Source organism: Erwinia sp. AC075 (genome assembly GCF_979253995.1).
In genome coordinates this window covers 513,087-539,140 of the sequence record NZ_CEEDEU010000001.1, presented here as the reverse complement: position 1 = coordinate 539,140, position 26,054 = coordinate 513,087, and the positions used below count along the sequence as shown (strand labels likewise).

Below are 26,054 nucleotides of genomic sequence, written 5' to 3'. Positions count from 1 at the left end.
TTTATTTCTTGAATCCAGACCTGAATTTTTCTATCAGAGTAAGAATTTTTCCGCCTCGGGATTCAAGCATCCTGTTTAATTGAGCTTCCTTGAAATTTAGTAAATCCTGCAACTTTTTGTTTTCTTCCCTGCAGTTATTTAGCTCTACTTCGGTTGACGCTTTACTATTAGCTAACTCTATCTCGGATAACGTTTGAAGATTAATTTTCTCTGCATTTTCATTTACTACTCCATGTAGCCGCGAGAGTTCAGTTCTGTAATCATTTAAGAAATTGCGTGCTATAAAAGAAACACTCTTGTAGTTTTCATAAAGCGCTGTAGTGTCAGTTGTAGCAATTTCGCGCATCAACCAGACTTCATCACGTAGACAATTTGCACACAGCTCTTCAGGTGCATTTGGAAAAACATCAGAGATAACAGCTTGAGTAAGATTGAAAATATTATAATCAGACACATCACTGGTTGGTGAAACAGAAGTTATACGCAAGAACGAGTGGAATAACCCTCTAAATATCATACTGGAAAGATTTAAAGGCTGTTCAGCATTTAATTCTAAGTCAAATATTTCGTAACCCGCACTGGTTTTAATAATATTGAAAGGAGTAGCATCGAGATACTCTACAGGCACCTTCATATCCCAAGCATAGACTAATTCAATCCCAGCCTTTTCGGTGACTATACCAATCCAATTTTTAACAAAATTGACTAGCTGTGCCCGCTGCCAACCATGTTTATTCAATATACTGACTAATTCAAGCCATAAACTTTCACCCTGGTGAAATTCCTCATCATGAATAAACTCACCATTCATTTTGAAAACTTTCACCTTGATATCATCACCTTTGGTGACAAAATTAATGGCTTTTTGCTTATTATCTTTCCGAGATTCCGAATAATACCAGGCTAGCGAGGTTTCATCAACCTCTTCGTGATTATTCCTATCACTGACAACACTGGCTGGTGAAGAAATCATCAAAAAAGAGTTAGACAAATCAGCCGAAAGACCATTTGCCCAGACGCTAGTGGACGCTTCCTCCAGAGAGAATGTATAATCACTTAGCGGCTGTGCTTCTTTATGATAACTCTCACTCACCAATGGATATAGGGCTTTGCTTTTACTTAAATGCCCTTCTGGCGCGATGATTAACGTGGGTAATTTATAGTCAGGGAACGGAAGATATTCTTCGATTTTTAAGTAACCTGAATCTTGTAAGAGGGTTTTCAGCTCCTGGCGGCCGAAGGTAATAACGCCCAATTCAGGATAGGCATTATTAATGCCAAGCATTGGGACGCCTAGATGATCTTCCTTAGCACCTGCAAGGTATTTCAAGCCGAGTTTATTTTCAATCGCAACGAACAATGATCCAGAAGGAGTGAGCCTGGTACGACAGGATTCCAGTAGTTTTCCTGGCCCACCTGCCCCCAGGAAGCTTTGCGCATATTCCAGTACACCTATGAGCATTACATAGTCAAACTGACCAAGATCAGGCAATTTCTCACTCGAGGCACAAATTACCTGCACATTTTCCAGGTCATAGCATCGTCTGCGAGCGATAGTCGCACGTCTTTTACTTCCTTCAACGGAGACGACCTCAGCACCCGATTCACCTAAGAAACGAGTAATAGCACCACATCCACAACCTATTTCCAGAACACGCTTACCACGAAACTGTTCAGTGAAAGGCCGAAGCAGATTGGAGCGCTTGGGGGTAAGGTGATATAGGGAGGGCCAATCTTTTATCTTAGTAGCGAGTTCTGACGACATGACTGAACAGTCAGAAGCATTGGTGACGACATCAAGGACGTAGTTCTCATATTCGTCACCATCATTATAGCCAAACTTCTCTTCAGAAATTTCACACCAGATATTTAACTCTGGGTCTAAAAAAAAACCGGCTTCATTCAGCACAGTTGCATAATTTTTATTGTTCACAAGTAATCGAAGCCTCTAAGTTGACCAGCCCAAAAAAGTCTGCAGTGGGCTCTATCGCAATATGAATCGAATCATAGCGTCGATCATGTGGAACTATCTGCCCTGCAATATCATAACTTGCCAACCCTACCGAGATGAAATAGTCACCTTGATAAAGTTTAGCAGGGATGGTTATTTTAACCGTATAGGTTTTACCGGCCTCACCGCATTCGATGAAGGCAGACTCAAGAATTTTTGAGTTTGTATTGTAAATTGTTACACCATCTTTTGTTTTGACGGCAAAACCGAAGATAGGTTTTTCGATAGTGGCATTAAACTTCGTTAAAAAGTGCATCGTCAGACTTGATTCTGATGAAACAGTTAACGGATATTCATGATTATCCTGAGATAAATGAAAATCGAGGATTTCGGCCTGCTTGTCTCCCCACCGATACTCGGAGGGATTATAGTTTTTACGGGTTACAAACCCCTCTTCGTGCAAATTATAGCGGGAGGCAAGATCAGGTTCATTACTTTGAGCGAATCTCTCAATGCTCTCTGCTTCTTTTTCACTCGCAGCGGCAATGTTTTTCTCTTGCTCTGCTCTTAAAGATTTATCCGTGGTGGGTTTACCGAAAAGCAGATCCAGGTATTGGTTAATGATATTTTTTGGGGCACCTGTGTCGACCATCACACCATCATTTAACAGGATCGCTTTATCACAATGGGTGATAATCTGTTCAGTGGCATGTGATACGAAAAGAATGGACGTGCCATTATTTTTTAATTGTTTCAGCCGGGCGAAGCATTTAGCCTGGAACTTTGCATCTCCAACTGCCAGTGCTTCATCTACGATTAGGATTTCCGGATCGATTTGTGCCTGAACAGCAAAAGCCAGCCTGACCATCATTCCGCTTGAATAGGATTTTACTGGTGCATCTATAAAATGCCCTATATCTGCAAATGACAGAATATCATCCAGCTTATTTTCAATAGCCTCTTTTGTCAGGCCCAGCAGCGCACCATTTAGAAATACGTTTTCGCGACCAGTAAAATCACCATTGAAGCCCGCGCCTAATTCCAGAAGAGCGGCTACACGACCATTGATATTAACCGAACCTTGTGTAGGAGACAGTGTCCCAGCAATAATTTGCAACAGAGTGGATTTACCGGATCCATTACGTCCGACAATACCTACCGTCTCACCCTTTGGCAGATTGAAGCTAATATCCTGGAGAGCCCAGAATTCCTGGTGATAAACACGAGGAACCTTTCCCAACTTTCGCTCAAGATTTGGGATGATAAACTGTTTTAATCGCCTAACTGGATTGTCATAAACTTGATAACATTTACTGACATCAATGATTTCCAGAGCATTGTCATTAGATAACATCAGCAAATCCTTTACGAGTTTTTTGGAACCAGAAGAAGCCCAGCCACAATATCAGCAATGAAACAAAGCTGTAGACCATCAGACCTGAAAAATCGGGTAATTTACCCCAAATCAAAACGTTTCGCGCCTGCTCTATAATGAAGGTCACAGGGTTTAGCAGGATGATTGGTTTAAATTTATCTGGTACTGCGGAAAGTGGATAGAAGACAGGAGAAAGAAATAAAATCACTGTGACCAGCAAAGTGATGAACTGCCCTAAATCACGGATGAAGACACCCAGTGACGACACTATATAGCTAAGCGCCAGAGTCAAAATAAATATAGGCAATAAAACAACTGGTAATATCAGTGCCGTCAAATGCACATATCCATTGAAAATTACAAAAGCGGCGACCAATACTACAATGTTAATACAGGTTTGGAAGCCGACTGATAATAATGTTATGATCGGCAAAGTTTCTAAAGGGAAAACAACTTTTTTGACATAATTCACATTGTTCAAGATTAGCATTGGAGATTTAGTTAAAACCTCACTAAATATCCCATGAACAATTAGCCCTACAAAAAGTATAATTGCAAACTGAGCTTTAGATTCATCTCCTGTTGCAGTTCCCCATCGGGCATTAAATACCTCGGAGAAGACCACCGTATACACAGCCAGCATGAAAATTGGATTTATGAAAGACCAAAGCAGTCCCATTACCGACCCTTTATAACGTCCGACAATGTCTCTTTTAGTCATTTCAAAAATTATTTGTTTGTTTTTGTATGTGCTCGTGCACAATGACCATAGCGAAGTACTATGTACTCTCTGCTGTTGCAAAATCCCACCTCTCATCAAAGACTTTTCTTTAAATTTTCTTTAGTATAATTGCGACAAAGAGTCCAAATGTACCGAACAGGGTTTGCCGATACATGCTAAGATTTTTGAATATTATGACTCTTTTTAAGAAATGACTCTTTCTTGCGGTCACAAATTGATCTATGAAAATTTTATTTTCAGGAGTAATTTCTGAATTCATCCTGTCCAACGCAATCAGATTACTATCAATCCAAGATTTGAAGTGACCATCAAGTAATCCAAATATTCTTTTCAAACGGGCAAGCCATCCATTGTTGGAGCCAACGATATTGCCCTGGTGCTGTCGATATCGAATCGTTGGGATTGGATCGTAAACAACCACCCCTCCCGCTGCTGAAACGATGATATAGATCCACCAGTCATGCGAAACAATTTTCACATCCAAGGGAGTTTTCGCGACCAGGCATTTTGCGGCATGATTTAATATCATAGTATTGCCACCGGCAATACTTTGAACTAAAGCATTTTTTAAGGATGGTTTTTTTTCAAAAAGCGGTGACTCACCCAAATAATTATCATGCTCGTCAACCAGGAGCGTTCTGCCACAGTAAACTCCCGCTACGTGAACGCTGATTTGGTTGAGGTAATCAATCCCTTTGGAAAGTTTGTCGGGCATCCATTCATCGTCCTGATCGCAGAATGCATATCCAGAATAATCGTCACCGCTTTTCTCCAATATAGAAATGAAATTCCAAGCAAATCCTTTGCCTGGACCCATGACTATGTGGAATTTATCCATTCCTACTTTGGATTGGTATTCTTTTAGGATTTCAACTGTATTATCTTTAGAACCATCATCAGAAGCATAAATAACCCAGTCTTTATAAGATTGGGTTATTATGGAATCAAGCTGTTTACGTATGTACTGACTTCCATTGTACGTACATATCAAAACGGCAATTTTCTGTTGTTTGTCCATATTTAATCAAACAGATCGGCGGAGTTCAAAAGTAATCCAACTTCATCTTTACCAGATAAAGTGAGGTTTTCAACCTCAGGCCATTTAATATTGATTTCAGGATCATTCCAAATAATGCTTCGCTCGGATTGAGGTGCATAATAGTTTGTCGTCTTGTAAACAAACTGCACACGTTCACTCAGCGTCACGAAGCCATGCGCAAATCCCTCAGGGATCCACAGCTGACGGTGATTTTCAGCGCTAAGATTTACACCGACCCACTGGCCAAAAGTCGGTGATGATTTTCTAATGTCTACAGCGACATCAAAAACTTCACCCTCAACACAACGCACCAGTTTCCCCTGCGCATGAGGAGCAAGTTGGTAATGCAGACCGCGAAGGACACCTTTTTTAGACATTGAGTGATTGTCCTGGATGAACTCTACCGGGCGGCCCACTGCTTCATTAAAAATGGACTGGTTAAAACTTTCAAAGAAGAAACCACGGTCATCACCAAAAACTTTTGGCTCAATAATTTTGACGTCAGCAATTGCAGTATCTGTGATTTTCATTTTTTAAATCCGACCTTTTAATAAATTCATCAAATATTTGCCGTAATCATTTTTTAATAAAGGTTTGGCTAATATTTCAAGCTGCTCTGCGCTGATATATTTCATACGATAAGCAATCTCTTCCGGGCAGCATACTTTCAGGCCCTGACGCGTCTCAATCGTTTGAATGAAGTTGTTCGCTTCGTTCATGCTCTGATGCGTGCCGGTATCTAACCACGCATGACCACGACCCATGATGGAAACAGACAGTTCGCCTCTTTCAAGATAGATGCGGTTAACGTCAGTGATTTCATACTCACCGCGTGGCGATGGCTTAAGTGACTTCGCAATCTCAACGACGCTGTTGTCATAGAAATACAGACCGGTCACTGCGTAATTGCTTTTTGGATGCTCTGGCTTTTCGACTAAGGAAATGGCTTTGCCGTCCTTATCGAATTCAACTACGCCATAACGCTCAGGGTCCTGAACGTGATAGGCGAATACGGTAGCACCCTGCCTCTTATTACAGGCTTCTTCAAGTTGCTTATTCAGATCGTGGCCGTAGAAGATGTTGTCACCGAGAATCAGCGCACAGGCATCATCACCGATAAACTCTTCACCCAGAACAAATGCCTGCGCCAGGCCATCTGGATTCTGCTGAACTTTATACTGAATAGACAAGCCCCACTGGGAACCATCGCCCAACAGGCTTTCAAAGCGAGGCGTATCCTGTGGCGTGCTGATGATCAGAATATCGCGGATACCTGCCATCATGAGCGTGCTCAATGGGTAATAAATCATTGGTTTATCATAGATAGGCAGCAATTGCTTACTCACAGCCATAGTTACCGGATAAAGTCTTGTTCCAGAACCGCCCGCTAAGATAATGCCTTTATTCTTTGTCATAATGCGTTGCACCAATTTAACAGCATCTTCTGATGCTGATTTTATAGAATTTATCCGATGATTTCCGTGAGCATCCGCTCTACGCCGTCATGCCAGTCTGGAAGCGTTAAATCAAAACTCTGCTGGAATTTAGCCGTATCCAGTCTGGAATTGGCAGGTCGCTTAGCCGGGGTTGGAAATGCCGAAGTGGCCACTGGATTGATTTTGTTGACCTTCAACTCCAGTCCTTTCTCACGCCCGGTAGTAATAACAAATGAAGCGTAGTCATGCCAGGTGGTCGTGCCGCTGGCAATCAGATGATAAATGCCTGAAAGCTGTGGCTGCCCTTTCGCTTTGCGAATAGCGTGCGCCGTGCAATCTGCAATCAAGTCTGCGCCGGTTGGGGCACCAAACTGATCGTTGATGACCGAAAGTTCTTCTCTGTCCTTCGCCAGCTTAAGCATGGTTTTGGCAAAGTTGTTGCCCTTAGCGGCATACACCCAACTGGTGCGGAATATCAAATAGTTGCTACAAGCCGCTGCAATGGCTTCTTCACCATCACGCTTGGTTTTACCATAAACACTGAGCGGTTCGGTCACGTCGGCTTCTGTCCAGGGTTGCTCACCTTGGCCATTAAAGACATAGTCTGTCGAATAATGAACCAATAGCGCCCCAACTTTCTCCGCCGCGGCAGCCATTGCAGCTACGGATGAGGTGTTAAGCACAGCAGCAACTTCAGGTTCAGACTCGGCCTTATCAACCGCGGTGTGTGCGGCTGCGTTGACGATCACGTCCGGTTTAATCGCTAAAATGGTGGCGGCGATGCCTTCGGCATTGGAGAGATCGCCACAATAGGTCGTTGAGTGACGATCCAGAGCGATAAGCGTGCCCAGCGGTGCTAAGGCTCGCTGTAACTCCCAGCCAACCTGACCATTTTTACCGAGTAGAAGAATCTTCATTAGTCACGCTTCTCGTAGTTTTGTTCAATCCAACTCTGATAGGCACCGCTTTTGATGTTATCAATCCATTCATTATTGGTCAGATACCACTGGACGGTTTTACGCAGACCACTTTCGAAGGTTTCCTGCGGTTTCCAGCCAAGATCCTTCTGGATTTTGCTGGAGTCGATAGCATAGCGGCGGTCATGACCTGGACGATCGTTCACATAGGTGATCAAATCGGCATAGCGACCTTCAGTTGGCTGAAGCTCGTCCAGCAGCGCGCACACAGTCTGAACCACTTCGAGATTCTGTTTTTCATTATGGCCACCAATATTATAGGTGGTGCCCACTTCGGCTTCAGTAACCACTTTGTACAGCGCGCGCGCATGATCTTCAACATACAGCCAGTCACGGATCTGGTCGCCTTTACCGTAGACAGGCAATGGCTTTTTCTCCAGCGCATTGATGATAATCAGCGGGATTAATTTTTCCGGGAAATGGTAAGGACCGTAGTTGTTAGAGCAGTTGGTGATGATCACCGGCAGCTTATAAGTGCGTCCCCAGGCTCTGACCAGATGATCGCTGGCCGCTTTGGTTGAGGAGTAAGGGCTGCTTGGTGCATAAGGGGTGGTTTCCGTAAACAACGGCAGCTCACCGCTCATCTCATCGGGATGAGGTAAATCGCCATACACTTCATCGGTGGAAATATGGTGGAAACGGAAAGCCTGTTTTTTCTCGTCGCTAAGCGTGTTCCAGTACTGACGGGTTGCTTCCAGCAAGGTATAGGTGCCTACCACGTTGGTTTGAACAAAGTCAGCAGGTCCGGTGATGGAGCGGTCAACATGGCTTTCCGCAGCCAGATGCATGATGGCATCCGGCTGGGTTTCGTTCATCACTTTGCTCAATCCGGCGCCGTCACAGATATCCAGCTGGAAGAACTGGTAACGCTCACTGTCGCTGACATCTTTAATGGATTCAAGATTGCCCGCATAGGTCAACTTATCCACGTTGATAACGGAATCCTGCGTATCTTGAATGATATGCCTTACAACTGCTGAACCAATAAAGCCAGCGCCACCAGTGATCAAAATCTTCATAGCAAGTCTCTAAACGGAAGTGATATGGAACAATAACCGTAGATTATTGAGTTTATCTGTACATGTAAGCTGGAAGAAATTTGGGCACGCTACCGCCCCTGGGTAAGCAGCCCCAGTGTGCAATCGGCATTTTCTAGTGCATTCCATGCTGGTTTGATCGTAAACCGTGCAAGCGATGAGGAAACTCACCACCTAAATCGCTGAAAAAACGTCCTTTTTTTAAGCAATCCAGCTCTGACATGACACAGAGATACAACCCGTAATTGTATCATTCAGTAATTATGAAAACTAACTAAAATGAGAATAATCCGTACAGCATATAGGCGATTAATCCATCGCCAGCGCAATTCGAACTAGCCACTGGTTCGAAGGTTAATAAGACGTCTAACTGGCTAAAATCAGCTCATAATGCGACCTTCAACCCTATCTTCAGGATTGAATTGTAGACAACGCTTCGACTGAACTGCTGCATTTCTCTGCCGATATTTTCTCAGGGACCAGACAGACAAAAGCCCAGCATTAGCTGGGCTTATCATCAACGCGTCAGAAGCGCTTATTTATAACCGTGCGGATTCTGGCTCTGCCAGTTCCAGGTATCGCGCATCATCGCATCGATACCGCGGGAGACACGCCAGTCCAGCTCTTTATCTGCCAGTGAGGCGTCAGCCCAGAACGCGGCGAGGTCGCCGGCACGGCGTGGAGAGATCTGGTAGGGGATCTCGCGGTCGGCCGCTTTTTCAAACGCCTTCACCATTTCCAGCACCGAGTACCCTACTCCGGCACCCAAATTGTAGGCTTTATAACCTTCAACCTGGCCGATATGATCCAGCGCTTTCAGGTGACCTTCGGCTAAATCCATCACGTGGATGTAGTCGCGTTCACCGGTGCCGTCTTTGGTTGGGTAATCACCGCCAAAGATGCCGAGCTTCTCCAGACGGCCAATAGCCACCTGCGCGATGTAAGGCAGCAGGTTATTTGGAATGCCGTTTGGATCTTCGCCAATCTGGCCAGACTCATGTGCACCGACCGGGTTGAAGTAACGCAGTGCGATGGTTTTGAAATCCGGGTTAGCTTTCGCGTAGTCACGCAGAATGAACTCAACCATCAGCTTCGACGTGCCATAAGGGCTGGTCGTGCCGCCGATTGGCGTGGTTTCAACGTAAGGCACAGGGGCATCGGCGCCGTAAACGGTGGCGGAAGAGCTGAAGATAAACTGGTTTACGCCAGCAGCACGCATCTCTTCCAGCAGGACCAGGGTCCCGGTCACGTTGTTCTGGTAATACTCCAGCGGCATACGCGTGGATTCACCTACCGCTTTCAGGCCGGCAAAGTGAATGACCGCGGTAATGTCATGCTGGGCGAACAGGTCGCGCAGGCAGGCACGATCCAGAATGTCGCCTTCACAAAATGTTGCCGTCTTCCCTGCCAGTTTTTCAACCCGGTTGACAGATTCACGTGAAGCATTGCTCAGGTTATCCAGTACTACAACGTCGTCGCCACGCTGCAGCAGCGTAAGCACCGTGTGGGAACCGATGTAACCAGCGCCGCCCGTTACTAAAATAGCCATGTTGACTCCTTGCAACCACGCCAGAGCGTGGCCACGTTCAGATTGCGGATTACTTCGCCAGGATTGCTTTGATTGATTCGCGGAACTCACGTCCCTGCGCATTGTTTCTCAGACCCCAGGATACGAAGGCTTTCATATATCCCAGTTTACGGCCGCAGTCAAAGCTGGTGCCGGAAAGCTGATGCGCATCAACAGGCTGCTTTTTAGCGAGGTTAGCGATGGCGTCGGTCAGCTGGTAACGTCCCCAGGCACCCGGCTCGAGATTTTCCAGCTCGGTCCAGATATCCGCGGACAGCACATAACGGCCTACCGCTGCCAGATCGGAATCCAGCGCCTGTGGATGTTCTGGTTTTTCAACGAAGTCGACAATCTGGCTGACCTGACCTGGGTGATCCAGCGTCTCTTTGGTTTTGATAACCGAGTACTCAGACAGATCGGCTGCTGGCATATGGTGAACCAGAACCTGGCTGCGTTTGGTCTCTTCAAACTGCGCAACCATTGCGGCCAGGTTATAACGCAGGGGATCGGCTGTTGAGTCATCCAACAGGATGTCTGGCAGCACAACCACGAAAGCTTCATCGTGCAGCATCGGACGCGCGCACAGGATGGAGTTAGCCAGGCCCAGCGGCTGTGGCTGGCGCACGTTCATAATCGTTACGCCCGGAGGACAGATCGATTTTACTTCGCTCAGAAGCGAACGCTTAACGCGGGCTTCCAGCAGCGCTTCCAGTTCGTAGGAAGTGTCAAAATGGTTTTCAACCGCATTCTTGGACGCGTGGGTGACCAGTACAATTTCCTTGATCCCTGCTGCAACGCACTCATCGATGATGTACTGAATCATCGGCTTGTCGACGATTGGCAACATTTCTTTAGGAATGGCTTTTGTAGCAGGGAGCATGTGCATACCCAGACCCGCAACGGGGATAACTGCTTTAAGCTTGGTCATATTTTTTCCATATAAATGAAGTAAAAAACGTATAACGATTATGCATTAAAGAGATGATTCACAAGTATAATCTTAATCTGAAAATTAAGCAGCGGCTGCTTCACAAATCTGCCAGCCATTTTTAGAGCGCATCCGGCTGTTCCTGCTGAGCTTTTAAAATAAAAAAGGCGACTGCCGAAGCGGTCGCCTTGATATCTACTGCGTCTTTTCAGATTAAAGCCAGCCAACAAACCATTCGGGTTGTACAAATAGATTGAAATAGCTGACCAGCGCCATAATGCCGACAAACACCACCGCCACCGACATCCACTGCCGGGCATACGGCATAAACGGAATGCCAATCACCGGCTTGATGAAGAACGGATGCGCAAAGGCAGAAATCAGCACCTGCGAAATCGACAGCGTCAGCGCTACGTACCAGACATTTGGATAGATCCACGTGGTTGCCAGTACCGCGACCACAATGATACTGGCCACAATGTTCCAGTAAAACTCGACGTTAGTCCGGCCATTGGCCTGCGATATCGCGCCGGTCAGGCCGCCCATCGGACGCAGCATGCCAAACAGCAGCATCAGTGGGATCAGATGTCCGACCGCTTCATGCGCCGGGCCGTACAGCAGGCGCACAATCACCGGTGACAGGATACCAATCGCCAGGTACATCAGGCTGCTGAACAGCATGATCATGAAGGTGCCCTTCAGGAACAGCTTCTGCAACTGCGCGGGCTCATGCTGCGTTTCCGCAAAACGCGGCAGCGCCAGACGGTTGATCACCGGCGTCACCAGCTTCAGCGGTTGCAACACCAGCTCTTTCGCCAGCGAGTAAATCCCCAGCATGTCCGCACCCATCACTTTACCGACAATCAGTGAGTCAGCCTGGGTACGTAACTGGTTAATGGTCTGCGAGCCGAGCTGATAAACACCGTACTTCATTGAGCTGAAGAAGGTGGCTTTATCGAACTCAAAGGTTGGCCGCCAGGATTTTTCACCAAACCAGATCATGCACGCAATGCGCATGGCGGCGTTGGCGAATAACCCCAGAATAACCGCAGCCACATTTAACGAGCTGTAATACAGCATCGCTACGGTCAGCGCAAAGGCAAGAAACTTGGTGACCATTTCTATTTTAGCCAGCAACACCATCTTCTTGGCTTTAATAAAATGCGCCTGATATTGCGACAGCGAACCTAACACCAGGAAGTTTAAGCTGGTCAGCATAATCAGCCCGGTCAGTTGCGGTAAGTGATAGAAATACGCAATCGGCCAGGCGATGGCGATCAGCAACAGTCCGGTCAACAGGCTGAGCAACACGTTTACCCAGTAAATGGTGCTTTGCTCTTTGCGGGTAATGTTCTGGCGATGCACGATATAGCTGCTCATCCCCATATCCTGCAGCACCATCGCCACCGCGAGGATGGCATTGATAATCGCCAGAATCCCCAACTCATGCGTTTCAAGCTTTCGGGCCAGTACGCCTAACTGGACGACTTGTAGCACCGCAGCAAAACAGGTGCCTCCAAACAGCCATGCGGCCTGGTTTTTTAAACTACTCACGCAAGTTGCTCCAACAATTGTGCCAGCTCACGATAGGCAATGTGTTGGTTGAATTCCGTTTCGACTTTCTCCCTGGCCGCCGCAATCACCGGCGCTACGTCCACATCACCTTTCGCCAGCTTCAATAAAATCTCACTCAAGGCTTTCGCGTCGCCTTCTGGTGCCAGCCAGCCAGAAACGTTATTTTCAATCAGCTCCGGGATGCCGCTGTGGTCAGTCGACACCACCGGCAGGCCAACCGCCATCGCTTCCATCAGCGCGACGGGAATCCCTTCCATATCGCCATCGGCAGCGGTCAGCGAAGGCAGCAGGAAAATATCCGCTTCATCGAGGTAACGCTTAATCTCTTCCTGTGGCTTGAAGCCCACCATCTTCACGCAATCTTCCAGACTGGCGCTGCGAATGGTGTTGCGTAACTCATCTTCCATATCACCGTTGCCGATGATGGTGTATTCAAAGTTCGCGCCTTGCGCCTTCAGGTATTTGCAGGCTTCAACCGCCACGCCCAACCCTTTCTTCTCGGTCAGGCGGGCAACAGAAACGATGCGTAATGGCGTGTGCAGCGCCTCACGGACTTTCATATTGAATTTTTCAGGTTCAATGCCCATGCGGGTCACATGAATCTTCTCCGGCGGACAGCCCATGGAGATCAGCTTGTTCTCCCACAAATGGCTGATTGGCAGCAGCAGTTCTGTCTGACGGAAAAGATTGGTGTAGTCCAGCTTATGCTCTTCCAGAATATGGCGGCGGGAGATATCCGCGCCATGGAACACCGTCGCCTGTTTGCCTTTCAACACGTTCAGCTCACGCAGTTTGTTGGCCAGCGCACCGGCATAGCCAAAGTGCACCAGGAAAACATCCGCGGTGAAGGTCTGCTTAGCATGGGCAACAATCGCCGGCAGCAGCAGCTTGCTGGACTGGGCGCCGTAGCGCCCAACGTTGAAGGATTTGAGCGTGGTCAGGCTGAGGATTTTTGGCAGCACAATCTGCAAACGCTGCTTCAGCTTTTCCGCGTTAGTTACCTTCTCTTCCGGCAGAAGATAATGGGTTTTCTCCGCCAGATTGTAGCGATCGAACGCACCGTGCCGGTTTACCAGGTCGCCAGGAAACACCGAGATGATCTCAACGTCATAGCCACTGTCGATAAAGTGGGTGACCTGGTTCAGCACGAATGTTTCCGACGAGACCGGAAAACGCATTGTGAAAAAAGTTAGTTTCATCGGTTCACCCTAAAATCTTGACGACGTCTTCGGTGATTTTATTCCCCAAAACCCTCTCCTGCTCTACCGCGCTATCAACCTGCTGTTTGACCACATCATAGTTATCGAGAATGCCGTTAACTTTCGTGATGATGCTGCCATCCATCAGACTCTTCACATCGGTAGCCATTTCTGGCAGGCCGAGCTGGTTCATCACGCCGAGCGATTTGTGTTCATAGTTAATCGCCACGGCTGGGGTGCCGAAGTTCATGGAAATGATTGCAGAGTGCAGACGAGTGCCGATTGTTAAGTGGCTACGTCCTAAAAGGATACCCAATTCAAGGTCATTAAATTCGTCCATGATGACATGGTACTTATCTTTCTGAACGACGTGGTCGCGCAAGGTCATCGCCACCATACGGTCGTCTTTATTGTAGCTGTCGATACCGGTACAGGTAGACAATGCCACTACCTGATAACCTTTGTCGATCATTGCATTGATCACCTTACCAAACGCCATCTCATACTCCTGCTGGGTGACACCAAGACGTTTGTCAAATGGCGCCAGCTCACGCACGGTAATCGCGATGGTTTTTGTTGAGGAGATCAGCTGCTGCCAGTGCAGCAGGTTGTGGCTCGGTTCTTCAACTTCACGGGCACGCACCAGGAAGGCGGTATCAGCACCTTTGACCACTTTTTCGGTGGTGATGCTGCCCTGCTTCATCATGTCCAGGCTGACGCTTTCACGCAGCACAAGGCTGTTGACGCGCGAGAAGACAAAGTTAGCAATCTCGTTGAATCTTTCTTTCTGGAAAGGCCCAACGCTGTGGCCGATCATATAGATAGGCTTTTTAGCCAGTAATGCACACAGAGAATGCTCAAACTGCAGCGGACCATACAGGTCAACGAAGAACGAACCGCCTACCTGAATAATGGCATCGTACTGCTTCAGCTTATTGGTAAAGTCCTGCAGGTACTTGGGTACCGCCATTGACTTAAACAGTCCACTTCCGCTGATGTGCGCCATCATGATTTTTGGCATCAGACGACGTTTAACTTTGTCCATAAACTTGTTTTTCCCTTTCTTGGTTTCAAGAAAGAGTTCATCCGGCATGATCTCCTGCTGCAGCAGATAGCCTGAGCTGGTTGGATAGCGACTGATTACATCAATTTCCAGATCGGTCCTTGCGAGGTTAAGCGAATCAATGAGCCCGCGTAAAATAGCGCCATCACCACGATTACCACACGTATGATTGCCAACTAATAAGATCTTCATAAAAACTCCAGAAATAAAATTTTTGTAATTTTACAGGCTATCACTAACCATAAGTGGTTAATTAATAAGTATTATTGTTCGAAACCCCGAACGCTCATCAATACAGCTGTACCACCTAATGCCCGCTGAGCCCCTCCCTGTCAGAAAGGCGGACAACGGGCAGTGACGGCAGATTGTTTTCCGCCGTATCCTTGATTATTTAAGGGCAAAGTAAGGCATGGCGACTTGCTTACCGTTAATCACCATTGAGACATAACCTTCCGGTTGAGCCGTGTTCACCTCATCTGCTTTCAGCAGACGAGATTCCAGTAAAACATCGCCTTGTTCATTGGCACCGATACCCGCTTTTCCGTTGTGAAGCGTGAAACGCTGCACTGCATGGTGAGCATCAGCACCGGTCGGCGCTTTGGCAAACTGCATCTCGCTGTCGAAGCGGGCACACTTGCCGGTCATAAAGCGGTCTTTGGCAGTGGACTTCATCAGCACGCCGGCTGACGCCAGCCAACCCGCTAACTTCACGAAAACGCGGGTATCGGTGTCATACGGCGTAACGTACATCACGTCGACGATCGGGCTGGCCCCTTCGGCATGCCAGCTGGCCTCAAATTTATGCGTCTTACGCTGCAAACTGATGATCGCTTTACCACCGGTGCTTTTGCCGTCCACCACCTGGGTGAGCACGCTTTTATCGGTGCCGTTGCTGAACGACGCCTGACCAAAGATTTCGATTTCCCAGTTATCACCGACGTCAGGCGAATAGATATTGCCCAACTCATACCATTTTTCCTGATTGGTATTGTTGATGATGCGGAAGCGCGAGGTCAGGTAGTTGTATTTCATGCTGCCGTCGACGGCGACGCCGTAAGACTCAACGCGCGTCGAACCCCGCTCCCAGGCACCGAGCAACTCTTTACCCTGCTGCGAGTTATCAATCCAGCTGCCGGACTGCAGGCTGGTCTGACGCATGTTCAGACGGGCAAAGTGGGCAATCAGCGGGTTTTTACAGGCTTCCAGACTCAGCGCATCGATAATCCACTGGCCGTTAGAGATGTTGCCTGGGTTCTCGGTATGTTCGATCCAGCCGTTATGGATGATCGACTGACCGCAACGCTCCAGATTCAGCACCATCCCTTCGGTGCAATACTGCGCATTGAAGTTAGACAGCTCGATGGCCGTGCTGTGGTCCCACTTGCCCTGCGGCAGGTTTGACCAGATGGATTTGATCACATCGCCGGTACAGTGGGTGGCATACCACTGATCGATTTTACAATCGAGGGTATCCATCAGGCTCAGTGAGGTGCCGCCCATGCGCACAAAGCGTAAGGAGGCGCCACGGAAGAACTGGCCACCCTTACATTCGTTGAGGAAGAAGCCCTGTTTGTTGGGCTGCGTGTCGGTGCGGCCATTGACGTTCAGGTTGCTGATTTCCACCCAACGGGTGTTCACTTTGAAAATAAAGTCCGATTTACCGTCGGAAACGATATTGGTCGCCGGGAAGTAACCGAAGTTGACCATTGCCCCGGACACGCGGAAGAAGCGGGTCTGTTCGCCGGAGAAGTCACAGCCACTGACAAAGAAGGTTCCGGCCGGGAACTGTACGCAAATCTGCTGGTTCGCCTGTTGCGACCAGTTGTACATCGCTTTGATCGCCGGTGCCGCATCGGTTTTGCCATCATCGATAGCGCCGAAATCAAACAGCGTCAGACGGTTAAAATCTTCAACGACACGACGCCAGTGATAGCCCGGACCGGAGAAAATCACCCCGCCATCGTCACGGCCCGCTTCGAAGGTGCCGACGAACTCACCGCCGCCCTCTTCCAGGCCGTCGTGCCAGCTGCTGAGTTTGACTTTCGCCCCTTCAAACAGCGGACGCGTTTTACGCAGCTCATCAACCGACGGGATTTCGCCAATCAGCTGATAGCCCGCAGGCTGTGCCAGACGCTGGCTGAAATTGTTGGCACCCGGACGGGAAACATCGGGAATGTTAAACAGCGATTTACCGCTGTCATCAACCACCGCCATCGAGTGCGCCGGATCGGCGATCAGCGCGGCATTGTCATCAATAAACTGCTGGAAGTTACCCTTATTGAGCGCAATCGGCTGCTCAATTTTAGACAACTTGCCGTTGGCATTTTTCAGAAAAACATCAATCAGATTACCTGCCTGAGTCGGGTCCGTACCGGCTTTACCGATATAGAGCTTACCGCTGAAGGTTTTCCAGAAGCGGTCAGGCATGGTGTAAATATTTTCAGGCGTCAGGACCGGCACATCCTGCTTCGGCACATCTCCCGGGGAGACATCTTTCAGCGAAACAGAGGCCTTTTTATCAGCGGCCTGACTGGAAAACGAGCTCACAGAGAGGGCTGCAAGAATCGATGAGAAGCCGGTAATTAATTCTCTTCTTTTCATTCAAGTAATCCCATAGTCAACAGACATTATTGAGGTGTGGCGTGAATTTGATTTCCAGAGGCAGTTCTTCACAGGCCGGCCTCAGGCTAGCCTGTGAAGGTGCTTAACAGTTAAACCAGAGAGAGCCAGCTTTCTTTAATCACCTTGCCATCAAACTTCAGCGAGGTGGTTTTGGTCTTCTCACTCATGGCGTAGAACAGCTCGTCGTTGTGTGCAAGCTGGTTCATTTTTGCAATAAAGGTTGCACGGTCGTTCATTGGCACCAGGAAGCCATCGACGTTGTCGTTGATGATTTCCTGCGGCCCGGTTGGGCAGTCATAGGCGACTACCGGCATTGACCAGGATTTCGCTTCCAGCAGGACCAGCGGCAGGCCTTCGTAACGTGAGGTCATCAGCGCCATATCACTGTCGCGGTAGTAATCGTTGATATTGGAAACGCGGCCAACAAACGACACGCTGTTGCTGATATTCAGGCTTTTCGCTTGCGCGATCAGCGCATCTTTCAGCTCGCCGTCACCGGCAATCACCAGTGTCCAGTCCGGGTTGGTCGCCACAAAACCCTGCCAGACGTCCAGCAGCAGATCGAAGCCTTTCTGGTGGTCCAGACGGCCGACTGCCAGCGCCTGACGGTTGCGCGTGGTTCTTTCGAAGTTTTTGAATACCACCGGATTGGGAATGGTCTTGCTGGGGATCCCCCACTGCGTAAAGACGCTATCGTCTTTATCGGTCAGTACGATGACGCGATCGTAATAACGCAGCATGAGATATTTGAGGAATTTAATCGGCTTGCTGAAGGAATTAATCGCAATGTGTTCGCAGGCGTAGGTTTTGGCTGTTTTCTTTTTCAGTGAAAGCATGTTCCAGAAAGCAAACATCACGCTGAGGCGACCCATGCTGATCAGGAATACGGTGTCGAATCCCTGCTCGTTGATGCGTTTTACCGCACTGCGGATCGGGTTTTTCTCACCTTCAAAACTGACAATCTGCTTCACTTTCTCGAAGGGATAGAAGGTCTTACCTGAGCCTTCGAGGGAGTAAATCACCACTTCATGTTCATCGCCTAAGCATTCAGACATAAAGTTGCATATGTTCTCGGTTCCGGCGTAGGAATAGGCGTCTTTAATCACCAGCACTATTTTTTTCATCGCGGACTAACCACCTCTGTCACATCAATGTTAAAAACCCGGCCCGCAGCGCCAGTCAGTGGCGAAGTGCGGGCCGGGTTACGGTGTTCGTCTTTCTCAGACTGAAACGTTTCAAGCCACAGCAATCATCTGTGCTTAAGCGTGAACAAAACGCCGTTAACCATGTACCAGACGTAATAGTAATACACTTTTAGTGGATTGTTTTTATAGATAAATCTTAATAACTCAAGGTGCCACTTCGCCGCTTTGTTTTTATTCCGCGAAAGGGAGTCACCCAGCTCGTAGTAAACGACCAGATTTTTCTCAATCACTCGCGCCTGCTTGTACTGTTCAAACAATTCGTAGAGGAATAAAAAGTCCTCGTGCCCCTTTTTCTGGAACATAATATTGCGCGCCGGGCGACGGAAACAGACCGATGAGAAGCAGATACGGAACTGCTTTTTCACAAAATTATCTTTCATCAGGTAGGGCTTGCTGTAGGTCACGTCGTAAGACTTGGTGCGGGATTTATAACCGTAATGGGAAATGACCAGATCGTCGCCGGCGGCCATCGCCTGAGTTTGCAACATCAGCTTATCTTTTTCCCACTCATCATCACTGTCGAGGAAAGCGATAATCTCTTCGTTCGCTGCCAACAAACCGACATTGCGGGTTTCCGCCGCACCGAGGTTCACCTCGTTACTGAGGATAGTGATACGGGCGTCGCGGCAGTGCTCCTGCACAAAGGCCAGCGAGTCATCGGTGGATTTATCGTTAATCAGATAGATTCGCCAGTCTGTCCAGGTTTGATCAAGTACCGATTGTACTGCCCGCAGAACCGTGTCCCGCGCATTGTACATGGGGATGATAATGCCCACTGTGCCGATTTGATTTGTCATCTGATTTCCTGAATCTGCATCGCTGAAGCGTAAAAATGGAAAGAAAAAAGGCCATAACATTCATGGCCTGTGAAGAATTCGGTGCGCGTCTGAACTACATCCCTGCCGCAGGCGGTGGCGTAAACGGCAGCGACGGTTTCCTGAACTTGAATTTCATAAACGGCTTCTCGATATACAGGTAGGTCAGCTTCGACAGGCTGAACGACACCACAAAGAACACCGTACAAAACAGCAGGCAAGAGAGCCACGACTCTTTAAGATAGAAGACCGGGATCTTCTTCATGAAATACAGCACGATGCCATGCATCAGATACAGGCTGTAACTCACTTCCCCTATCGACATCAGGATTCTGTTTTCCAGTATGCCGAAAATCGAATTACCGCTGCACGCCACGGCGAAAATAATCGACAACGAGGCAAAGAAGAACAGGTAGAACAGCGCATTACTGGTGAACAATAATGAGAATGCCGCGAGAAATACGCACAGCGCAGCCGCCGGTTTTGACTCTTTCAGCGGCGCCAGCAATGAAGCGTAGCGGTAGCAGAAGAAGCCGGTGGCAAAACCCAGTACCGGACGCGGATCGCAATACGACTGGCTGTTAAGGCGAATGCCGTAACCCACCGCAAAAATGGCGGCAATGCTGCCTAAAACCAGGGTGGTGGTGTGCTTTCTTTTGGTCAGAATATTCAGGTAATACACCACCGGAATCGAAGCGTATAACAACCATTCAATGCGTAATGTCCACTCGACGCCCGCGTTCACAGCGGAAGTATTAAAGTCCCCAATATGGTAGTTGCCGACAAACAGCATCCACATAACGAAGTCTTTCAGGGTGGTCAGTTGGTCAGGCAGCTCGCCGTTGAACGCCCCGATCGTAAACACCACAAATCCGGTAAACCAGAACATCGGCACGATACGCTTTACCCTGGAGGTAAACAGGCCGGAGGTGCTGTATCTCTCGGAATAGATCAGTCGGTAAAACAAAAAGGCTGAAATCATAAAGAAGATCAGCACACCGAACTTGCCGGCGTTAACAAAGAAATTCCCTTCTGAGAACCAGGAGAAGTAATCCTTGTTATAAATCCAGTCATGATCGATGGAATATAAATAGTGTGCTACGTGTGAAAAAGCCACAATGGCGGCCAAAAGACATCTCAATCCAGAGAGACTTTTTACCCCCTTATCGTTATAAATCCCTTTATCAAACGACAACCCTTTGAGGATTAAAACAGACAACGACAGTGAAATTACCATCATTAAAATGTACATGTTCTTATTTTTTGCTCTGTGTAAATAACAATTAAAAAGAACTACCTGTATTGGGCCAGTTGGTGTCCAAACCCTTTATCAAGCAGTTGGAAGGTTTGCTCAGCCTTGTTTTTGTAGAGACTCTCGGACGGATGAATACAGTCTGCTGACATCAGAGATTGCCAGTTATCCAGCGTCTTAATCCGGTTGTACTGCGTAACTAAAGGAACAGAGAGTTCGCTCGCAACTTCAGCCAGTTTTATCGCATACGGACCTACATTCCATTTCTCCGCTTTTCCACACAGTGGGTTGGGTTCCTGTAATACCACCTGTTTGCCATTGTTCCTGGCAATAGTGACCAGTTTAATCATGATGGCTTTATAGTCGTCCGGACTTTCAACATACCCGTCCATATCGTTGAAGCGATAATGACGGGCATCATTGATGGCGTAATTCAGCAGCACCAGTTGCGCCGGCGACTGCTTCATCTGCTGTTCCCACGGCATTTTACTGCCATGCGTGCCGCGCAGCAGTTCCAGCGCTTCGGCAGAAGGAATGCCGCGGTTAACCACCTCGACCCGCGAGCCATATTTTTCCTGAAGCGCCGCGTTGAGGAAGCTGATTTCATTATTTTTCAGGATGGTTTGCCGGCCACCTTTCGGCGTGGTCACGCCCTGGGTGGTGGAGTCGCCGTAGGCTTCAATCACAAAGCGATCGCCAGCACTGGCCGAGAAAGCCGTTGCCGGCAATAAAGCCAGCGACGTTAATACGATAAGTTTCTTCATTCCCAGCCCTGATTAGTTGGTCAGACGGAAAGTATCAGAAACGGTGTAACCCACGACGGCCTGTTTCACCTGGATGGTGTTGTAATAGAGGTAATACGCGACGATCAATAACACCATCATATAAACCGGCAGCTTCAGTACCCTTTTGGCGTAGAACACCAGCGTGGCCAGCACGATCGGTTCAACCTGCAACAGGTAGTTCGACAAACGCGCGCCTGACGGATAGTCATAGAAGAAGATCCTGACCGCACCACCGATTGAGAAAATCAGGATGATCAGGTAGTTAAAGCTGTATGCCTGCCAGTCGGTCTCTTTCAGCTTTCTTGACAACATAAAGTAGCAGAAGACAAAGACCAGAATGATGTTCTTAAAGTTAGCGATCGAGAATACCGACGTCGGCTCGGTCGAATCCCCGTTACTGTAGTCCGCCGCACGTTGTCCCAGCCCCCCGAGATGCGAGGAGATCAGCTGAACAAAGTTATTCCCGCCGACTTTGGATAACGGCACGCTGACCAGAATAATCATGATCGGAATAAACGGCGACTTTCTGATAAACAGGAACGGAATAATGGTGACGGCAATGACCGCGGTGTTATGGCTGAAGAACGACAGCAGGAAGAAGGCAAACGCCCACATCTTCTCGCCGGTAAACAGGAAATAGACAAAGCCGAGGAAAAAGGCCGAGCTAAGTCCGAAGCGGATCTGGTTCATATCTTTGTTGATAAAGATATGCGCTGAGTACAACGCCAGCGTCAGGATCGGGTACGGAGAAAGCCTTTTAAAGAATGCGGCGTTGATCGAGACCGAGATTGCGCAGTAGATGAAAATCAGAATATCGGCGTTTTTCGACACCACACTGGCAATAAAGGCGATAACAAAGGTCAACGGCTCATAACGGAAGAAGGCAATGGTCTGCCAGACGCCGTTCACTTCAATACGTTGCAGGAAGTCATGATAGAAACTGCGGTACTGATAGTCATCCATTCCCGTTCCGAGTCCGCGGATACCGCCAAAGACAATCAGAACCAGAACGCAAATCAGAAACAGGTACGTGGAGATTTTTTGACTATTGTTATTCCCCTTCGTAATAACTTCCAGTATTGAAAGTAATGCGATGAACCCTGAAATATACCAGTATGGAGACATTTAAGCTTTCCTTATATTTTCCAGCTTAATATACAAATTTTCTTAGATTTTATGGGTAAAACTTGCAGTGTGTAGTTGCTCATCCCAACAGGGTAAAATTGCCCACAACGAGACGTTTCCGTGTTCTGTTGCCGGTTTACTTGTTTCCCAGTCGCTCTTTGAATTTGTCTTTCAGGCGATTGATGAAATAGGTGCGGTTATCTTTATTGGTCAGGAAAAAGTAACGCATAAAGCTGACGCTGGCATGCAGCGACTTGCCATCCATCTTGTAGCGAAGCGGCAGCTTGTAGGCGCGGTAAGTATTGATATCGCGCTGCGTCAGGTAAGGCTTCATGTTATCCAGCCAGAATTCGGAATACTTGACCGACTCACCTTTGTGCTTGGAACCAAATTTGGTCACCAAATGGTAGTTAGCCAGCGGCTGGGCAATCATCACAAATTCATAGCCCTTTTTATCGGCACGAATGCAGAAATCGTAATCCTGATGACGGATGTACTTCGGGTCAAATTTAATGTCTTCAGCATACTCACGCTTCAGCACAATGGTGCTGGTCTGAATAAAGCCGTAGCAACCGAACAGATATTCAGCAACGGTTTCGGTCCGCGCTACCGGCTGCATTGGCATCACCTTCAGGAAACTTCCGTCCTGAACGATGTTCACCTGGCTGAAAATAATAAACTTCTGTTTGCCCTGCGCTTCCAGCTTTTGAATTTCTTTCAGCGACTCAAGCAGCTTGTCTTTATGCCACTCATCATCCGCATCGAGAAAGCTGATGTAATCGCCGGTCGCCAGTTCGATACCTTTATTACGGGCACCGGATCCGTTCAGTTTCTCCTGCGACAGCACCAGATTAATCTTCAGCTGGCTGTATTTCTCTGCCTTCACCACTTCCGCCAGTTGCTCAGCATCAGCGGATTTATCATCAATGATGATCACTTCAAAGTTTTGGTAGGTTTGCGCGGCTACGCAGTCGAGCGTGGTGACAATTGATTCGGATGCATTGTATGCAGGAATGACAATCGAAAAGAAAATATCCTTCATTATCAGGCACCTTTTAAACGTCCAGATGAAACGGCCTAACGAATAACTCCCCTGCCCTGCGGCTCAAGGGGAGCAAATTAAAAGAACCTTTCCCGGTCAAAGCGAAAAGGTTCTTCTTTATTACTTAGCTTTTCGCATCCTGCTTGTACTGGTAATCGTAATAGTCATAACCGTAGCCATAGGCATTGGAGGCTTTACGTACCACGGCGTTAAGGATCACGCCCTTAATTTCAATACCATTCTGTGCAAAGCGCTTGTAACTGATATCCACTTCTTTCAGCGTGTTGGTCTCAAAGCGAGCCACCATCAGTGAAGTGCCTGCCAGCTTACCGATAATAGAGGCATCGGTAACGGCGAGGATTGGTGGGGTATCAATCAGCACCAAATCGTAGTTCTTGCTTGCCCACTCCAGCAGGTCGTTCATGCGGCTGTGCATCAACAGTTCTGAAGGGTTTGGCGGAACCTGACCACGTGGAATGAAATCAAAGCCGAAGTCGCCGCGCTGTACCAGGTCAGTGGTGAATGGCGTTTTGCCAGACAGCACGTTAGACAGACCGACTTTACCGCTGGCGCCTAACAGTTCGTGGGTATAACCACGACGCATGTCACCATCGATGAACAGCACTTTCTGACCGGCTTTCGCCACCAGGGTTGCCAGGTTGGCACAGATAAAGGTTTTACCAATACCCGGGCTGGCACCGGTGATCATCAGGATGTTGTTTTTGGCTTCCATCATCGCGAAGTGCAGGCTGGTACGCAGGCTACGAATCGCTTCAATGGACAGGTCAGTTGGATTGCCCAGCGCCAGCAGCGTGTTGTGTGGGTCAGTTTTGCCCTGCACATTACGTTTGGTGAGCGCTTCAGCATCCTTCTTACGTTGCCATTCGGACAGTGGGACGCTGGCGTAAACGCTCATGCCCAACTCTTCCAGCTGATCCGGACGGTCGATACCGTGGTGGAACATCGCTTTCAGCACGATATAGCCAACGGAGAACATCAGGCCCAGAATCATGCTGGCTAAAATCAGCAGCATTTTCTTAGGTGCAACCGGGCTACCGGCGGTTTCGGCGGTGTCTACAATGCGAACGTCACCCACGGTACTGGCTTTGCTGATGTTAAGTTCCTGTTGACGGTTCAACAGCTGCATGTAGATTTCCTGACCGGCCTGCACATCACGCGTCAGACGCACGATATCCTGCTGGGTCTGCGGCATCTGGCCGATTTTGGTGTTCAGCTTTTTCTGCTCATCCAACAGCGTCTGGCGTTTTTCTAACAGCGCGCGGTAAGTCGGGTGATCTTTCTTAAACAGCTGAGACACTTCGGCTTCACGGAAGGTCAGTTCGTTCAGCTGAGTCTGGATGCTGACAGAAGAGTCCAGCGCAGACTTCGCTTCCAACGACATATCCACCGAGTCATTCGCACGACGGTAGGTATTCAGCTTGTCTTCTGCAGCGTCCAGCTTGCCACGCACATCCGGCAGCTGCTTCTTCAGGAAGATCAGGCTTTTCTCAGCTTCTTCAGATTTACGCTCAACGTTCTGGCCAACATAGTTGGTGATAATCTGGTTCAGCACGTTGCTGATCTGTACCGGATCCTCACCGTTGTAAACCAGCCCCAGCACGCCGGTGTCTTTGCCTTTATCCGCGACGTTCAGGTTATCGTTAACCATCTTGATAGCCTGCAGCTCAGAAAGCTTGGTCGCGGTGAACGTGGTGCCGGCATCAATACCCTGAATGGCTTTAACCATAATGGTTACGCCTTTCTGGTTTTCTACCTCACCCACTTTGCCTTTAAACAGCTCGTCACCATCTTTGCTGACGGTGTAGCTGTCCGGGCCGTTGACTTCGATTTCAACGTTACGTTTTTCCCAGTCCATCGGTACGGTCAGCAACGGCACGTCGAGCGTACCCGGCTTGTTACCCGCCATACGTGACAGGCCCTGGCCAATCACCGGCAGGTAGTTCTGCTGTACCAGCACGTCCAGACCCAGGTCATGAACCGTTTTGCCGATAACCATACGTGAAGTCACAATCTGCACTTCCGTGTCAGACGTTGGCTGCGCGTTTGGCATCATTTGGGTCAGGTCGTTCAGCACGGTGTTCGGGTTTTTATTCTCTACCTGCACCATCGCATCCGCACTATAGATAGGCGTGGCGAACAGGCTATAAAGGGTCCCTAACAACATAAAAAGCGCTGTGACAGCCACAATTACCCAACGATGGTCTACCAGTTGTCCCACAAGATGCGCCAGATCCCATCCATTGGAATCGTCTTTTTGCGCGGACGGTGCCTTACTTTTTATATTCATGGATATTCTCA

General features: G+C 48.2%; 21 protein-coding genes. All 21 read right to left on the bottom strand.

From position 1 onward, the window contains the following. Position 1 precedes the first annotated feature (1 nt). The gene (locus AC0IXH_RS02450) at positions 2–1,933 is read right to left on the bottom strand and encodes a class I SAM-dependent methyltransferase (protein WP_346594112.1); all 1,932 of its coding nucleotides are present in this window, start codon (positions 1,931–1,933) and stop codon (positions 2–4) included. Further along, entirely contained in the window at positions 1,923–3,305 is a 1,383-nt protein-coding gene (locus tag AC0IXH_RS02445) for an ABC transporter ATP-binding protein (protein ID WP_346594110.1), read from the bottom strand. The genes AC0IXH_RS02450 and AC0IXH_RS02445 overlap by 11 nt, the downstream gene beginning before the upstream one ends. After that, positions 3,295–4,047, bottom strand: a complete 753-nt coding sequence (locus tag AC0IXH_RS02440; RefSeq protein ID WP_346594108.1) for an ABC transporter permease — start codon at positions 4,045–4,047, stop codon at positions 3,295–3,297. Before AC0IXH_RS02440 ends, AC0IXH_RS02445 begins: the two co-directional genes overlap by 11 nt. A gap of 109 nt (positions 4,048–4,156) precedes the next feature. Continuing rightward, positions 4,157–5,086 carry a glycosyltransferase family 2 protein gene (locus tag AC0IXH_RS02435; protein ID WP_471719881.1) on the bottom strand — a complete coding sequence of 310 codons (930 nt, stop codon included), beginning with the start codon at positions 5,084–5,086 and terminating at the stop codon, positions 4,157–4,159. A 2-nt stretch (positions 5,087–5,088) separates the two neighbouring features. Beyond that, complete coding sequence (gene rfbC / locus AC0IXH_RS02430) at positions 5,089–5,637, bottom strand: dTDP-4-dehydrorhamnose 3,5-epimerase (protein WP_346594106.1); 549 nt, start codon at positions 5,635–5,637, stop codon at positions 5,089–5,091. Positions 5,638–5,640: 3 nt separating this feature from the next. Further along, positions 5,641–6,522, bottom strand: coding sequence for a glucose-1-phosphate thymidylyltransferase RfbA (gene rfbA / locus AC0IXH_RS02425; RefSeq protein ID WP_346594104.1), 882 nt, complete (start codon positions 6,520–6,522; stop codon positions 5,641–5,643). A 50-nt stretch (positions 6,523–6,572) separates the two neighbouring features. Further along, positions 6,573–7,460 (bottom strand): dTDP-4-dehydrorhamnose reductase, encoded by an 888-nt coding sequence (rfbD, locus tag AC0IXH_RS02420; RefSeq protein ID WP_346594102.1) that lies wholly within the window; start codon positions 7,458–7,460, stop codon positions 6,573–6,575. Next, positions 7,460–8,539, bottom strand: coding sequence for a dTDP-glucose 4,6-dehydratase (rfbB, locus tag AC0IXH_RS02415; RefSeq protein WP_013202944.1), 1,080 nt, complete (start codon positions 8,537–8,539; stop codon positions 7,460–7,462). Before rfbB ends, rfbD begins: the two co-directional genes overlap by 1 nt. 553 nt (positions 8,540–9,092) lie before the next feature. Then, on the bottom strand, positions 9,093–10,106 hold the full coding sequence (gene galE / locus AC0IXH_RS02410) for a UDP-glucose 4-epimerase GalE (RefSeq protein ID WP_471719880.1): 1,014 nt from the start codon (positions 10,104–10,106) through the stop codon (positions 9,093–9,095). 49 nt (positions 10,107–10,155) lie between these two features. After that, positions 10,156–11,052: a UTP--glucose-1-phosphate uridylyltransferase GalF gene (gene galF / locus AC0IXH_RS02405; protein WP_013202946.1), complete on the bottom strand. Its 897-nt coding sequence runs from the start codon at positions 11,050–11,052 to the stop codon at positions 10,156–10,158. A 213-nt stretch (positions 11,053–11,265) separates the two neighbouring features. After that, positions 11,266–12,606: a lipopolysaccharide biosynthesis protein gene (locus AC0IXH_RS02400; RefSeq protein WP_013202947.1), complete on the bottom strand. Its 1,341-nt coding sequence runs from the start codon at positions 12,604–12,606 to the stop codon at positions 11,266–11,268. Beyond that, a complete protein-coding gene (locus AC0IXH_RS02395) occupies positions 12,603–13,826 on the bottom strand; it encodes a glycosyltransferase (protein WP_013202948.1) in 1,224 nt (407 codons plus the stop codon). Before AC0IXH_RS02395 ends, AC0IXH_RS02400 begins: the two co-directional genes overlap by 4 nt. 4 nt (positions 13,827–13,830) lie before the next feature. Next, on the bottom strand, positions 13,831–15,081 hold the full coding sequence (wcaK, locus tag AC0IXH_RS02390; RefSeq protein ID WP_013202949.1) for a colanic acid biosynthesis pyruvyl transferase WcaK: 1,251 nt from the start codon (positions 15,079–15,081) through the stop codon (positions 13,831–13,833). A 195-nt stretch (positions 15,082–15,276) separates the two neighbouring features. Then, the gene (locus tag AC0IXH_RS02385; RefSeq protein ID WP_013202950.1) at positions 15,277–17,490 is read right to left on the bottom strand and encodes a phage tailspike protein; all 2,214 of its coding nucleotides are present in this window, start codon (positions 17,488–17,490) and stop codon (positions 15,277–15,279) included. 110 nt (positions 17,491–17,600) lie between these two features. After that, entirely contained in the window at positions 17,601–18,635 is a 1,035-nt protein-coding gene (locus AC0IXH_RS02380) for a glycosyltransferase family 4 protein (RefSeq protein WP_013202951.1), read from the bottom strand. Positions 18,636–18,760: 125 nt separating this feature from the next. Continuing rightward, the gene (locus tag AC0IXH_RS02375) at positions 18,761–19,513 is read right to left on the bottom strand and encodes a glycosyltransferase family 2 protein (RefSeq protein WP_041692062.1); all 753 of its coding nucleotides are present in this window, start codon (positions 19,511–19,513) and stop codon (positions 18,761–18,763) included. Positions 19,514–19,607: 94 nt separating this feature from the next. Beyond that, positions 19,608–20,768 (bottom strand): acyltransferase family protein, encoded by a 1,161-nt coding sequence (locus AC0IXH_RS02370; protein WP_346566792.1) that lies wholly within the window; start codon positions 20,766–20,768, stop codon positions 19,608–19,610. A 56-nt stretch (positions 20,769–20,824) separates the two neighbouring features. Further along, entirely contained in the window at positions 20,825–21,547 is a 723-nt protein-coding gene (locus AC0IXH_RS02365) for an SGNH/GDSL hydrolase family protein (protein ID WP_346566600.1), read from the bottom strand. A gap of 12 nt (positions 21,548–21,559) precedes the next feature. Further along, a complete protein-coding gene (locus tag AC0IXH_RS02360; RefSeq protein WP_041692063.1) occupies positions 21,560–22,693 on the bottom strand; it encodes an EpsG family protein in 1,134 nt (377 codons plus the stop codon). Positions 22,694–22,829: 136 nt separating this feature from the next. Beyond that, a complete protein-coding gene (locus tag AC0IXH_RS02355) occupies positions 22,830–23,735 on the bottom strand; it encodes a glycosyltransferase family 2 protein (protein WP_013202956.1) in 906 nt (301 codons plus the stop codon). A gap of 124 nt (positions 23,736–23,859) precedes the next feature. Then, positions 23,860–26,043 carry a polysaccharide biosynthesis tyrosine autokinase gene (locus AC0IXH_RS02350; protein WP_206403962.1) on the bottom strand — a complete coding sequence of 728 codons (2,184 nt, stop codon included), beginning with the start codon at positions 26,041–26,043 and terminating at the stop codon, positions 23,860–23,862. Positions 26,044–26,054: the final 11 nt, after the last annotated feature.